Source organism: Staphylococcus sp. HMSC072E01, assembly GCF_001814125.1.
Lineage (GTDB): Bacteria > Bacillota > Bacilli > Staphylococcales > Staphylococcaceae > Staphylococcus > Staphylococcus hominis.
The window spans coordinates 49766-63649 of the sequence record NZ_KV814959.1; the positions used below are offsets into that span (position 1 = coordinate 49766).

The following is a 13884-nucleotide window of genomic DNA, read 5'->3' on the forward strand; positions in this document are numbered from 1 at the left end:
ATTATTTATTACCTTTTTTAATTGAAGATTTAATTTCTACAAAACCTTTTTTAGGTCCAGGTACATTACCTTTTACTAAAATAACATTGTTATCAGTATCAACTTGAACAACTTCTAAGTTTTGAACTGTAACTGTATTACCGCCCATACGTCCAGGCATTTTTTGACCTTTAAATACTCTTGAAGCATCTGAAGCCATACCTACTGAACCTGGAGCTCTATGGAAATGAGAACCGTGAGCCATTGGTCCACGACCTTGACCATGACGTTTAATTGCACCTTGGAAACCTTTACCTTTTGAAGTTCCTGTAACATCAATAATGTCTCCAGCTTCAAAAGTATCTACTGTGACTTCTTGACCTACTTCGTATTCATCAACATTAACGTTTCTGAATTCACGAATGAAGCGCTTAGGTGCTGCGCCAGCTTTTTTAGCGTGACCTTCAGCTGGTTTATTTGCATATTTATTTGATTTAGCATCTTTTTTATATGCTTGTTTGTCTGCAAAACCTACTTGGATAGCATTGTAGCCATCAACTTCTTCAGTTTTCTTTTGTAATACTACGTTTTGATTTGCTTCTACTACTGTAACAGGGATTAATTCACCGTTTTCTCCAAATACTTGTGTCATCCCAATTTTTCTTCCTAAGATTCCTTTGGTCATCGAAAGTCCACCTCCTAAATTGATCTATTATAATTTAATTTCGATGTCTACACCAGATGGTAAGTTTAAGCCCATTAAAGCATCAACTGTTTTTGGTGTTGGGTTAACAATGTCGATTAAACGTTTATGTGTACGTTGTTCGAATTGTTCACGAGAATCTTTATACTTGTGCACCGCACGAATAATTGTATAAACAGATTTTTCTGTTGGTAACGGAATTGGTCCAGACACATCTGCACCAGAACGTTTAGCAGTTTCAACAATCTTTTCTGCTGATTGATCAATTACACGGTGATCATAAGCTTTTAATCTGATTCTGATTTTTTGTTTTGCCATAATTTTCCCTCCTTGTTCGTCTACATTGAAGTGATAGACTTCTCCACGAAAACTATCTCACACAACGCCATGGCAAAGCGGCCGGGTGTGTCAGTAACCTTTCGCTTCATCGCTTTCTTCAAGTCCAACATTAAATATGTTACAAGAAAAACACTAATAAATCAAGGTTTTTCTTTAACTTTTTTTATTTACGTCTAACACATACTTAAGTATTGTACTGAAAATTTTTATGTAGTTCAACCATTTTGAGTAAATTTTTTCCCTTTTTTCTATAAACCTTTATAATAGATATAGAGAGTAATGAATTTTGAAATTGCAACTATATTTTTTTAATGTTAATTATTTTAAAATTCATGAACTTTATCGGAGGTGAATATTATATAAATGAAAAGAAATGTGAAACTTACTTTATCAATCATTAGTATTTTCTTAATAGCTAGCGAATTTTTCTATGGTATTCCTTTTTTAGGAGGCACAGTTATTCTTAGCTTTGGTTGGCAACCTTTGTTATTAAATGCTTTACTTTATCTTATTTTAGGCATCATTCTATTAGTAGATTCTCAAAATACAATTAAGCCAATGGCAATGATCCCATTTATTGGATTAATTGGATCATTTGTTGCTTTTCTACCTTTTATTGGTATGTTTACGCATTGGGTACTCTTTTTCTTAATGGTATTCTTTATATTTGTTGTGCTCAACGCACCAACTTACATTCCAAATAAAGATTCTAAAGTTATTTATACTCAATACAAAGATGATAAAAACAATTAATAATTTCAATATTAAAAAGACACATTTAATTCAAAAATTAAATGTGTCTTTTTATGTCTAACCGTGTACAAACACGAAGTATAAAATAAATAATACCATTAATACATACATGATAGGATGAACTTCTTTATGTTTTTTAGTAATTAACATTGTTATTGGATAGAAGATAAACCCACATGCAATACCTGTAGCAATTGAATATGATAAAGGCATCATAATGATTGTAATAAATGCTGGTACTGCTACTTCAAATTTTTTCCAATTAATTTCAGCAAAGTTTGCCGCCATTAAAATACCAACTACAACTAACGCTGGTGTTGTTACTGCACTTGTAACGACTTCAATTAGCGGACTAAAGAATAATGCTAATAAGAAACAAAAACCAGTTATGATACTTGCAAAACCTGTACGTGCTCCTACTGCAACACCAGAAGTAGATTCAATATAAGAGGTTGTTGTAGTTGTACCAAAAATAGCCCCAACAATTGTAGCAAGTGAGTCTGCAAATAATGCTCTTCCAGCTCTTGGTAACTTATTGTCTTTCATTATACCTGCTTGGGTTGCTACTGCTACTAAAGTACCTGCAGTATCAAAGAAATCAATAAAGAAGAACGTTAAAATAACAATAAGAAATTGGATTGTAAATAATTGGCCTGGATCTTTAAATGCTTCAAAAGCTGCTCCAAATGTAGGTGTAATACTTGGAATTTTACCTACAATGCCTGATGGTGTATGAATTTGACCTGTAATCATCCCTACAATTGCAGTTATAATCATACCAATAAAGATTGAACCTGGAACCTTTCTAGCATATAAAATGATTGTTATAGCAATCCCAAATATAGCTAAAAGTACTGATGGTTTAGTTAAATGACCTAATGTTACAAGCGTTGAATCATTTTTTACAATAATACCTGCACTTTGTAAACCTACAAAAGTAATAAATAGCCCTATACCTGCCGAAACTGCCATTTTCATTTCATAGGGTATTGCATTAATAATTATTTCCCTCAATCCAGTTGCTGTTAATATCGCAAAGAATATACCTGAAAACAGCACACCTGTTAAACCGATTTGCCAAGGAATTCCCATTGTTAAAACAACTGTAAATGCAAAGAACGCATTTAACCCCATCCCTGGGGCAAGCGCAATCGGATATCTTGCAATTAGTCCCATGAATAAAGATCCTACAAAGGCTGCTAATGCTGTCGCTACAAAAATGGCACCTTGATCCATTTTCATATCCCCAGATATACCTTTAACACCTGCTAAACTTAAGACTTGAGGATTCACGGCTAATATATAAGCCATTGATAAGAAAGTTGTGATACCACCGATGATTTCTCTTTTGTAGTTAGTACCATACTCGTCGAATTGGAAGTATTTTTTCACAGCTTTAAACTCCTTTTTTTAAAATACTTTAACAGTTTAATATTACTTACTTAAAAAAACAATACTAAAAACGAACTTTTATCGATTTATTTCATTATAAGTTCGATTTTATTTAAAGTTTCAAGTTCTTTAATGCATCTTTAAAAGGATTATTATCCAATTCATCGTGATTATTCATATATTTTTTCATATCTTTTTTAGAAACTTTACCATTATTTTTATTTTTCAATCGTTGATTCATTTGTGCTTGTGTTTCAGTATGACCGCATACACATCGGTAGACCGCTTCTTTTCCTCTTCCAAACAATGTCATTTTCTTTTTACAGTTAGGACAACGTGCATTCGTTTTACGTTGAATATTCTTTTTAGTATGACAGGTAGGATCTTGACACACTAGCATTTGCCCGTTTTTCGTTTTTACTTTTATCATAAATTTACCGCAATTAGGACATTCAGTAGAAGTTAAATTATCATGTTTATATTTTTGATCACTATGTTTGATTTCCCCAACAATTTCTTTAGTAAAATCTTTCATCTCATTAATAAATTGTTTAGCATTATATTTACCTTTCTCAATAGAAAGTAATTTTTCTTCCCATTCCGCAGTCATTAAAGGAAAAGTCAGCGCTTTAGGAGAAAGCTCTAATATTTGCTTTCCTTTAGATGTCACTTTTAATTTCCCATCTTTTGATTCTATTGCATTAAGCTTGAATAGTTTTTCAATAATATCTGCGCGCGTCGCTACTGTTCCAATTCCTCCCGTCTTATGAAGGGTATTAGCATACTTTTTGTCATTCAATTGAATATAATTTTGTGGATTTTCCATCGCCTTAAGTAAGCTACCTTCATTGAAATATTCAGGCGGTGTGGTTTCATGTTCGCTTACTTTGACTTGTTGTACATGATAGGTTTCATTCTTGCTAAAAGTGATAGTCTTATTAGAAGTAGAATCATTGTTACTAAGTGCTTTAAATCCTAATTTACGTGTGACGTTTTCGGCATGTTTAAATTGATATTCTCCCACTTTTAAAATAACCTGTGTCGCTTCATACTGATAAGGATCCATTAATGTTTCTAAAAATCGTTGTACAACCATTAAATATATTTTTGTTTCTCTGTTAGTTAATGTATCAAAGTTGGGTCTAATTTCAGTTGGAATAATCGCATGATGGTCTGACACTTTTTGATTATTAAAAATATGCATCTTAGTTGTAAATGACTTAGTCATTAACTGACGAGCATGTGATTTATAATCAGTCGCTAATAAGGCTTGGAGACGTTCTTGTATGGTATCTGTCATATCGTTAGATAAGTAGTTAGAATCTGTTCTTGGATATGTTAATAATTTATGACGTTCATAAAGACTCTGTAAAATATTCAAAGTTTCTTTGGGTCCTATTTTAAATCGTTGGTAAGATGCTTGTTGTAAATCAGTTAAATTATATAAAGGTTTTGCGTAAGATTTTTTTTGCTTAATTGAAACATCTTCAATCTGACCTGATTGTCCTTCTATTTTTTCAGATAATTTTTGTATTTCTTCTTTATTAGTAAATCTTTTATTAGTTTGAATATCAAATGTAGCGTCATTTACATTTAAAGAAAGTGTGTAATACTTTTGAGGTTTAAAATGATTAATTTCTTGTTGTCGATGATAAACCAGTTGAATCGTTGGTGTTTGTACCCTTCCTAATGAAAGTTGAGCATCATATTTAGTTGTCAGTGCTCTAGTAGCATTAATACCCACTATCCAGTCCGCTTCACTTCGTGCAAGAGCTGCTTGATACAAGTGATTATATTCACGTCCATCTTTTAAATGTTTAAAGCCTTGTTGTATTGCTTTTTTAGTCACCGAACTAATCCATAAACGTTTAATTGGCTTTTTATTTTTTACTTTATCTAAGATGAGACGTGCTACTAGCTCTCCTTCACGCCCAGCATCTGTAGCAATAATAATGTCCTTCACATCTTTATTTAATATTAAAGATTTTACAATTTTAAATTGTTTACTTGTCTTCCCTATGACCACAGTATGCATTTGCTTAGGTAGTATAGGTAAATCTTCTAATTTCCATTCTTTATATGTTTTGTCATAATGTTCTGGTTGAGCATTTGTTACTAAATGACCTAAAGCCCATGTCACTATATAGCGCTGATTTGCAATATATCCATTATGTTTTTCTTTAATATTTAGTGCTTCTGCAATATCTCTCGCTACTGAGGGTTTTTCCGCTAGAATTAATGATTTCATTCAAATTTCCTTTCACATTCTTACTTTTTATTTTCATACGTTTAATATTGTAACATGTATAGCAATAGTGTTACTTTCCATCTCATCTTATTAATTTAAAGTAAAACCCCTATATTTAAATTCAGCTTACTAAAATACTTAGGCTATACATTTTTATAATATTAGTCTTTTATATTTTATAAAAAAATGAGCAATTGCGTTTTATATCAATCACAAATAATATAAAATATTCACCAAGTGTTATGGAAAGGAAAGCACTTATTTTTGAAAAGGAGAGTGAGTAATAAATGCAGATTATTAACATATTAATCGCCTTATTACCTGCATTATTTTGGGGAAGTCTCGTATTAATCAATGTATTTGTAGGAGGAGGTCCATACAATCAAATTAGAGGTACAACGTTAGGTACACTGGTTATTGGTCTAATCTTACTTCTTACAGGTCATGCACAATTTGATAACCCTACTGTCATCATTGTAGGGTTAATTTCTGGTGCAATGTGGGCATTCGGTCAAGGAACTCAATTACAATCTGTTAACCTTGTCGGCGTATCTAAAACAATGCCTATTTCTACTGGTTTACAATTAGTAGGTACAACTTTATTTAGTGCTATCTTTTTAGGTGAATGGAGTACTGGATTACAAGTTACGTTAGGACTTATTGCAATGGTTTTATTAGTAACAGGGATTACACTTACATCACTAAAAGGAAAAAATGAGCGTTCTACAAAAGATCCTAATTTTAGTAAAGCAATGGTTATTCTAGTGGTAGGTACATTAGGTTATGTAGGTTATGTAGTAATCGGCAATATATTTGGCGTAAATGGTACTGATGCCTTATTCTTCCAATCAGTTGGTATGGCTATTGGTGGATTTTTACTTTCAATGAGACATGAAACAAATATTAAGTCTACCGCACTTAATATTATTCCAGGGATTGTTTGGGGAATAGGTAACTTATTTATGTTCTATTCTCAACCTAAAGTTGGTGTAGCAACAAGTTTCTCATTATCACAATTATTAGTTATAGTTTCTACTCTTGGTGGTATATTCTTATTAGGTGAGAAAAAAGATCGACGCCAAATGATTGGGATTTGGTCAGGTATTGCGTTGATTATCATCGCAGCAATTATATTAGGAAACTTAAAATAGGTATATTGAGGAGGTCATACAATGTTTTCTGAATTAGAAAATAAAGTTGTGGTTATTACTGGCTCTGGCAGTGGCATAGGAAAAGCAATGGCGGAAGTTTTTGGTAAAGAAAAAGCGAAAGTAGTCTTAAATTATAGATCAGAAAATCATATGGAAGAACTTGATGCCCTTCAAGAAACAATCAAAAAATCTGGCGGTGACTCAATTACGGTGCAAGCCGATGTTTCAGTCGAAGAAGATGTGAAACGATTAGTAGAAACGGCTGTTAAAGAATTTGGAACAGTTGATATCATGATTAATAATGCTGGTTTTGAAAAAGCCACTCCAAGTCATGAAATGTCTATGGCTGAATGGCAAAAAGTCCTTGATATTAACTTAACAGGTGCATTTATTGGTTCACGTGAAGCGGTAAAACAATTTTTAAAAGAAGATAAGAAAGGTATTATTATTAATACTTCAAGCGTGCATGATACAATTCCTTGGCCAAATTACGTTAACTATGCTGCAAGTAAAGGCGGTCTTAAGTTAATGATGGAAACAATGTCAATGGAATATGCCCAATATGGCATTCGTATTAATAATATCTCTCCAGGTGCCGTTGTGACTGAGCATACAAAAGAAAAATTCTCCGATCCAAAAACACGTGCCGAAACATTAGAAATGATTCCAGCTAGAGAAATCGGTGATGCAAAAGATGTAGCAAACGGTGCATTGTTCTTAGCTTCTAATTTAGCTAGCTATGTTCATGGAACAACATTATATGTTGATGGTGGTATGATGAACTATCCTGCATTTATGGGTGGAAAAGGGTAATCATACTATAAAGTAAAAGAGCAAGCGATAATTAAAAATCGCTTGCTTTTTTCATGTATATATGTAGTTTTTATACAAAGATAGCTTGATAAATATATATAATAATAATACTTATCACAATAGAAATATTAGTAACCATTCCCACTAACGGTAATGTTTTATATTTAAATTGAATTGAATATGGAATAATTGCCACACCCACAGGAAGTAACCATGTAATTAATAACGTTGTTTTAATCATATCATCTGATGTTGGTAAGAAAAAGTGGACTAATAAACCAGCAATACATCCAAGTCCGTAATGGACAATTAAATATTTCACTGCAATTGGTAAAAATTGTTTTTCAATTCTGAAGCTCAACATAATTCCAAGTAAAATCATTGATAATGGCATGTTCGCTTTAGAAATTATTGTAAAAAAGTCAATTGAAGCTTTTGGTAAATGAATATTAGCCATATTAAGTATAAACATTACAATATAAGTAACGAGTGGTACTGAAGAAATTAACTTTTTTCCTAAAAATTTGAAATTAAATTGATCGCTTCCTTCACTGTAATAACTACCTACAAAGTAAGTGACTCCAAACATAATAATTGCCCCACCGATATCAGCCATACCAAAATAAATCATACCATTTTTAGGCCAAATTGTTTCTACAAGTGGATAAGCAAATAAACCAATGTTTAATGACGCTGCCATCATACCTACTGAACCCTTGACATGATTATCATATTTTCTAAATAATGCAACCATAATTACTTTGGCTAATATGCCATAGATGAGCATCATAATTGGTAAAATAGAAAATGATAAATCAAGATTCGCACTATTTAAATTGACAATAACTAAAGAAGGTAATGTGACATTCAATACAAGCGTAGACAATACTTGACTATCTGCAGATTTAATAAAGTTAATACGTTTAAGTAAGTAACCTAATGCAATTAACAAAATAATGATTATAAATTGCTCAGTCACAATTCATCCCTTCTTCCCTAATATTCCATTACAACTAATTACTCTAACACAATTAACAGTATTTTTAGAAGTTACTTGTTTCATGCTATAATCATTACTAATCATATTAATAAATAAGGAGTTCGACTAGACATGGACTTAGAATCACAATTAGCTGAGCTTAAATACGATTATATTCGTTTACAAAATGATTTAGAGAAAAAAGAATCACTAAATCAACAGATTGATCCTTTAGTAAAACAATTAGAAGAAATTGAAAAAGAAATTTCAGACATACGTTCAAAATTACGTCAGAAATAATTTTTCAATATATCTAGGCATTAAAGTTCATGAATGCTATGATATTAGTCGTAATAGAAAGGATGTCATCAAGTGAAAATATACTTAATTTTATTACCCATACTGTATCTTATTGTAAGTTATATCAGTATTTTTAAAATGAAATCAATGTTCGTACATATTTTACGTATTATTATGGGAATATTATTATTATTTGTAGTAGCTATCACTACGATCCAATTTCCTAGTGAAAATTGGTGGGTATTTGTTGTATTGCTTCTTCTTGTAGGAAATGTAGAAGTTACAGCTTTTAAAGCACTTAAAAACGATCATAAAGGTGTTTCGATTTTAAATATTATATCTATCATTATTTTTGTAATATATATTATTTTAACTTTTACTATGTATTAATAAAAAAGCAATTGAACGTATGTACATACGTCTCAATTGCTTTTTTTGACTTATCCTAAATTTATCTTTATTTACGTGTAAGTTTGTTTTTTAAAGTAAAGAGTATTTCATAGATAACAGGCACTACGATTAAGGTTAGTAGTGTTGATGATACTAATCCACCTATGACTGTAGCAGCCATTCCTTTAGAAATTAGAATTGAACTATTTTGCCCAAATAACAATGGTAATAATGCACCGATTGTTGCAACTGCAGTCATCAAAATAGGTCTAATTCGAGTTCCACCCGCTTCAATTAAAGCTTCTTTCATTAACATACCTTGATGTTCATTTGAAATCACTCTATCAATTAATACAATTGCATTTGTAACAACAATACCAATTAACATCAACATACCAATTAAACTTGGTACTGAAATGGTTTCTCTGGTAATCAATAATGCAAATACTATACCAATAGCTGTAAATGGTAATGAGAATAGAATTGTAAATGGTGCTAAACCACCTTTGAATGTGATAACCAACACAAGATACACAATAACAATAGCAATAAGCATTGCAAAAGCGAGTTGGCTCATTGCTGTATTAATATCATCTGTTGCACCGCCAACATTAAACTTAACGTTATTAGGTTTATCAATTGTATTGATTTCACGCATCACTTTACTAGAGGTTCCACCAACATCAGAAGCGGTAATCTTACCTGAAACTGTTGTAGCATAATCGCCATCTTTTTGAACAAGTTTACTTGGTGTTGTTGTTTTGTTTAGACGTGCGATATCTTTTAATTTAACAGTTTCTCCACTTGGTGCATGTAAGTCAATGTTTTCTAGTTTATTTTGAGACCAATTTGTTTGTTTATTCTGTTTTACTTTTACATCTATATTATTACCATTTTCTTTAACAGTTGTAATTGTTTTTTCTGGTAAGTTTTCATTTAAATTCAATGCTAATTGTGCAGCTGAAATACCTTTATCTGTTGCTTTATTTTGATCTACTTTGATTTCATATTGATCATAGGTCTGTGATAAATCTGAATTGACATCTGCTACACCTTTAATGGATTTCATTTTACTTTCAACTTTAGTTACTGTACTTCTAATTGCATCAGTAGAAGGTCCTTTAACAGTTACGTCCACTGAATTGTTTCCAGCTCCTGTACCTAAGTCTAGATTTTTCCATTCACCTGGGCCTTTCATTTTAGAAAGATATGTAACCACTTTATCTGGTTCTTCCTCAAAGTGAGGCGTATCCGAATCATATTCCACCATAATAGCCATGCTATTCGTGCTTCCCGTTGGATCCGCTGGAGAAGGTCCACCTACAGAAAATTGAACTGTTTTAACTTTATCTTTACTTTGAAGGTATTTTTGAGCTTTTTCAGCATGTTTAAGTACTGCTTCTTCAGTTTCTCCTGGTTTAGGCGTATAAGTTAACGCTAAAAACTTATCTTCCCCTGTAGAAATATAACTTGTTCCTAATTTAGCTGCACCAATTCCTATACTCGCAATTAATATAACAATACTAATAATAAGAACAAGCCATTTATGATTAAGTGACCAACCAAGTACTCGTTTATATCCCTTACTCATCCCCCCTAATTTATTTTCTTCATTAACATTGCTATTTATTTTTATTCCATTTTTAAAGAACGTTGAGGCAAGGGCTGGCACAACAGTAATAGAAACAAGAAGCGAAGCTAGTAAACTAAATGTGATAGCTAACGCAAATGGTCGGAACATTTCACCTACTGAGCCTGAAACAAAAGCTAGCGGTAAGAAAACTATAATTGTAACAATCGTAGAAGATAAAATAGGTTTAAATACTTCTCTCGTTGCATTAATAACTAAATTGTCCCCTTTTAATTGTTCACCTGGATCTGATAATCGTCGATAGATATTTTCTACTACAACAATAGAATCATCTATGACTCGACCAATCGCAATAGTCAATGCACCTAAAGTTAAAATATTAAGTGATACATTACTTAATTTCAGTGCAATAAGTGCAATCAAAATAGATAACGGAATTGAAACGATAGATATCGCTGTTGTTTTAATATTTCTTAAGAATAATAAAATAACAATAATTGCGACGATGGTACCTAATGCCGCTTTTTCAATCATAGTATATAGTGAATCTTCAATTGGTTTAGCTGTGTCCATTGTCTTTGTGGCTTTGATATCACTATTATTTTTAACAAACTCATCTATTTTCTTTTGCGTTGCTCTAGCCACTTGAACTGTATTTGCATCTTGTGCTTTCATTACTTGTACGTTAACTGCGTCTTTACCATTTGTTTTTGAAATAGAATCTCGTTCATCGCCCACAGTGATTTTAGCTAAATCTCTAAGTGGCACGCTTGGCATTTGACCACTTGTTCCTTTTAAAGAGCTATTCGCTTGCGATTGACTTGAACTAGATGATTGACTACCCTCTTGGCCAGTACTACTAATACTATTATCGTTAGAATCACTTGATTGTCCTTGGCCTGCTATAGAAAGCGGGATTTTTAAATCTTTTAATGCACTGACTGATTTAAATTGACCATCCACAACAAGGGATTTTTCATTATTTCCAAATTGGAATAAACCGAGTGGTGTTTCTCTTGTCGCTGTCTTAATGTAATTTTCAACATCATCCGCAGATAACCTTACTTTATCCAATTCCTTTTGTTTAAATTTTAAAGTAACTTGACGTGTAGTTTGTCCATTCAGTTGTGCACTTTGAACACCATCAACAGTTTGAAGTTTAGGTATTAATTGTTCATTAATTTCCTTTGTAGTAGTTCTTAAGTCATTACTTTCATTTGTAAATGAGTAAGCTACGATAGGAAAGGCATCGATGGAATTACGTATTAATTCTGGTTCACTTACTCCATCCTTAAAATCGATTTTGTCTATTTCTTTTTTCAGTACTTCTTCAGCTTTATCCATGTCAGTTCCGTTGTTATATTCAACTTTCACAATTGAAGCATTAGATATCGATTGTGTTTCTACACTTTTTACATAAGCGAGTGATCTGACTTGTTTATCAATTTTCGAGCTAATTTCACCTTGTGTCGTTTGAGGTGTAGCTCCTGGCATCGTCGTTTGGACAGAAATAATTGGGTTTTCAACATCAGGTAATAATTCTAATTTAAGTTTAGCACTTGAATATATGCCACCTATAATAACTAAAAGAACCATTAAGAAAATAGCAAACTTATTACCTAATGAAAATTGAAGCATCTTTTTAATCATTTAGTTATTTCTCCTATAATAAGTTATTAATATTGGTAAAAAAATCTGAACGTTTCTTCATAGAATCGTTCAGATTAAATACTGTATCTACAATACTGTAAATTAATTATTTACGTTTTAATTTGCGAGAAAGTTTAATTTTGGCTTTTGTAAGTCTTGGTTTAACTTGTTCGATTAATTGATATAATGGTTGATTTAAGACATAATCAAACTCACCAATTTTTTCACTTAAATAAGTGCCCCATACACGTTTAAAAGCCCATAATCCATAGTGTTCAGAATCTTTTGATGGATTATTGTCTGTGCCACCAAAGTCATACGTTGTTGCACCATGATCTCTTGCGTATTTCATCATTTCATATTGCATATGATGGTTCGGTAAGAAATCACGATAATCATTTGAAGAAGCTCCATATAAGTAATATGATTTTTCACCTGCAAACATAAGTAATGCGCCTGATAAATATACGCCTTCTGGATGTTCTTGATTTAATCTTTCTAAATCTTCTTTTAATTCAGTCGTCTTAGAAATCTTATTTTTTACATCATTTAATTTGTTAGCTGTTTTTTTATCATTTGGCCGTGCTTCTGACTTCGCTTCTAATTTAGCTTTTTCTGCTTCTTGAGCTTCTAAATCTTTATTCGTTCCATCAAGCACTTGTTGTGGCTCTAATTTCACTAAGAATAATTCTGCATCCCCATCTTCATGTAATGAGTCATAAATATTCTCAAAATAGCTAATATCACGTGTTAAGAAGCCATCACGTTCACCCGTAATTTGCATTAATTTCGCAAATGTTTTAAGCCCTTCACGATTTGAGTGTTCAACTTTAGTACCTCGTTTAAGCGCTAATCTAACTTTAGAACGATTACGACGTTCAAAGTTTTGAATAATTTCATCATCGGTTTTATCAATAGGTGTAATCATTGTCATACGAGGTTGAATATAGTCTTTTGATAATCCTTCTTTAAACCCTTTATGTTTAAATCCAAGCATTCTTAAATTTTTAAGTGCTTCTGTGCCATGTTCTACTTCAACATCTGGATCAATCTTAATCGCGTACGCTTTTTCTTCTTTAGCAATTTTTTTTGTTTCATTTAAAAGTGCTCTCAGTACGTCTCTATCATTATAATCGGCTACGAATCCACGTGATACGTAGCATAATGTAAATGGTAACTTCGGTATCTTTTTAAATAATAACTGTCCTACACCTTTAATTTCACCATTTTCACCTACTGCCACACGTTTTGAATACCATCCAGTTAAGCGCTTTGTCTCTGCCCACTTTGTCAGTTGCAATAAATCACCATTCGGATGAGTTTTTACAAATTCGTCATGTTCCTGATTTGTGATATTCATCTTTTCCATGCTATATAAAACTCCTTTATCTTTGCATTACTTATCATTATACATTGTAGATTTGAGAGTGTCGACAAACTCATAATAGAAGTTGTATTTTCTTCAAAAAGCTATTCTTTTTGTTATACTTAATGAATGAAAAATACTACTATTTTTTATTAAAGAGGTTTTTAAATTTGAGAAATATTATTTTACTTATATTTATTGTATGTAATGCTATTGCAATAATTTATACA

General features: G+C 31.8%; 12 protein-coding genes. 5 read left to right on the forward strand and 7 right to left on the reverse strand.

All coding sequences use genetic code 11. From position 1 onward, the window contains the following. Position 1 precedes the first annotated feature (1 nt). Both rplC and rpsJ read right to left on the reverse strand, forming a co-directional pair. Positions 2-664, reverse strand: coding sequence for a 50S ribosomal protein L3 (gene rplC / locus HMPREF2953_RS01135; RefSeq protein WP_002448523.1), 663 nt, complete (start codon positions 662-664; stop codon positions 2-4). 27 nt (positions 665-691) lie between these two features. Then, on the reverse strand, positions 692-1000 hold the full coding sequence (rpsJ, locus tag HMPREF2953_RS01140; RefSeq protein WP_001118667.1) for a 30S ribosomal protein S10: 309 nt from the start codon (positions 998-1000) through the stop codon (positions 692-694). Positions 1001-1384: 384 nt separating this feature from the next. Here rpsJ and HMPREF2953_RS01145 point away from each other — a divergent pair, with 384 nt between their 5' ends. Beyond that, a complete protein-coding gene (locus HMPREF2953_RS01145) occupies positions 1385-1774 on the forward strand; it encodes a hypothetical protein (RefSeq protein WP_070671380.1) in 390 nt (129 codons plus the stop codon). A 57-nt stretch (positions 1775-1831) separates the two neighbouring features. Here HMPREF2953_RS01145 and HMPREF2953_RS01150 read toward each other — a convergent pair whose 3' ends face one another. Together HMPREF2953_RS01150 and HMPREF2953_RS01155 are read right to left on the reverse strand one after the other, a co-directional pair. After that, positions 1832-3166, reverse strand: coding sequence for an NCS2 family permease (locus HMPREF2953_RS01150; protein ID WP_002448576.1), 1335 nt, complete (start codon positions 3164-3166; stop codon positions 1832-1834). A gap of 112 nt (positions 3167-3278) precedes the next feature. After that, positions 3279-5414, reverse strand: a complete 2136-nt coding sequence (locus tag HMPREF2953_RS01155; protein ID WP_070671382.1) for a DNA topoisomerase III — start codon at positions 5412-5414, stop codon at positions 3279-3281. Positions 5415-5701: 287 nt separating this feature from the next. On the opposite strand from HMPREF2953_RS01155, the gene HMPREF2953_RS01160 reads away from it, so the two are divergent. Together HMPREF2953_RS01160 and HMPREF2953_RS01165 are read left to right on the forward strand one after the other, a co-directional pair. Then, a complete protein-coding gene (locus tag HMPREF2953_RS01160; protein ID WP_049334560.1) occupies positions 5702-6565 on the forward strand; it encodes a GRP family sugar transporter in 864 nt (287 codons plus the stop codon). Positions 6566-6586: 21 nt separating this feature from the next. Continuing rightward, positions 6587-7378, forward strand: a complete 792-nt coding sequence (locus tag HMPREF2953_RS01165; protein ID WP_049334561.1) for a glucose 1-dehydrogenase — start codon at positions 6587-6589, stop codon at positions 7376-7378. Positions 7379-7448: 70 nt separating this feature from the next. Here HMPREF2953_RS01165 and HMPREF2953_RS01170 read toward each other — a convergent pair whose 3' ends face one another. Next, entirely contained in the window at positions 7449-8357 is a 909-nt protein-coding gene (locus tag HMPREF2953_RS01170; RefSeq protein WP_017174851.1) for an AEC family transporter, read from the reverse strand. A gap of 132 nt (positions 8358-8489) precedes the next feature. On the opposite strand from HMPREF2953_RS01170, the gene HMPREF2953_RS11205 reads away from it, so the two are divergent. Together HMPREF2953_RS11205 and mspA are read left to right on the forward strand one after the other, a co-directional pair. Further along, on the forward strand, positions 8490-8657 hold the full coding sequence (locus tag HMPREF2953_RS11205; RefSeq protein WP_017174852.1) for an SE1832 family protein: 168 nt from the start codon (positions 8490-8492) through the stop codon (positions 8655-8657). A gap of 72 nt (positions 8658-8729) precedes the next feature. Beyond that, positions 8730-9047 (forward strand): membrane stabilizing protein MspA, encoded by a 318-nt coding sequence (mspA, locus tag HMPREF2953_RS01175; RefSeq protein ID WP_002448383.1) that lies wholly within the window; start codon positions 8730-8732, stop codon positions 9045-9047. Between the two features lie 67 nt (positions 9048-9114). On the opposite strand, the gene HMPREF2953_RS01180 is transcribed toward mspA, so the two are convergent. Beyond that, on the reverse strand, positions 9115-12288 hold the full coding sequence (locus tag HMPREF2953_RS01180) for an efflux RND transporter permease subunit (protein ID WP_070671383.1): 3174 nt from the start codon (positions 12286-12288) through the stop codon (positions 9115-9117). Positions 12289-12394: 106 nt separating this feature from the next. After that, on the reverse strand, positions 12395-13657 hold the full coding sequence (locus tag HMPREF2953_RS01185; protein ID WP_049334563.1) for a lipid II:glycine glycyltransferase FemX: 1263 nt from the start codon (positions 13655-13657) through the stop codon (positions 12395-12397). Positions 13658-13884: the final 227 nt, after the last annotated feature.

What these genes read in the sequence shown, in the direction of transcription:
- HMPREF2953_RS11205 (WP_017174852.1), top strand. Translation starts at nt 8,490, where the DNA reads ATGGACTTAGAATCACAATTAGCTGAGCTTAAATACGATTATATTCGT.
- rpsJ (WP_001118667.1), bottom strand. Translation starts at nt 1,000, where the DNA reads ATGGCAAAACAAAAAATCAGAATCAGATTAAAAGCTTATGATCACCGT.
- HMPREF2953_RS01155 (WP_070671382.1), bottom strand. Translation starts at nt 5,414, where the DNA reads ATGAAATCATTAATTCTAGCGGAAAAACCCTCAGTAGCGAGAGATATT.
- HMPREF2953_RS01145 (WP_070671380.1), top strand. Translation starts at nt 1,385, where the DNA reads ATGAAAAGAAATGTGAAACTTACTTTATCAATCATTAGTATTTTCTTA.
- HMPREF2953_RS01160 (WP_049334560.1), top strand. Translation starts at nt 5,702, where the DNA reads ATGCAGATTATTAACATATTAATCGCCTTATTACCTGCATTATTTTGG.
- HMPREF2953_RS01185 (WP_049334563.1), bottom strand. Translation starts at nt 13,657, where the DNA reads ATGGAAAAGATGAATATCACAAATCAGGAACATGACGAATTTGTAAAA.
- rplC (WP_002448523.1), bottom strand. Translation starts at nt 664, where the DNA reads ATGACCAAAGGAATCTTAGGAAGAAAAATTGGGATGACACAAGTATTT.
- HMPREF2953_RS01165 (WP_049334561.1), top strand. Translation starts at nt 6,587, where the DNA reads ATGTTTTCTGAATTAGAAAATAAAGTTGTGGTTATTACTGGCTCTGGC.
- HMPREF2953_RS01180 (WP_070671383.1), bottom strand. Translation starts at nt 12,288, where the DNA reads ATGATTAAAAAGATGCTTCAATTTTCATTAGGTAATAAGTTTGCTATT.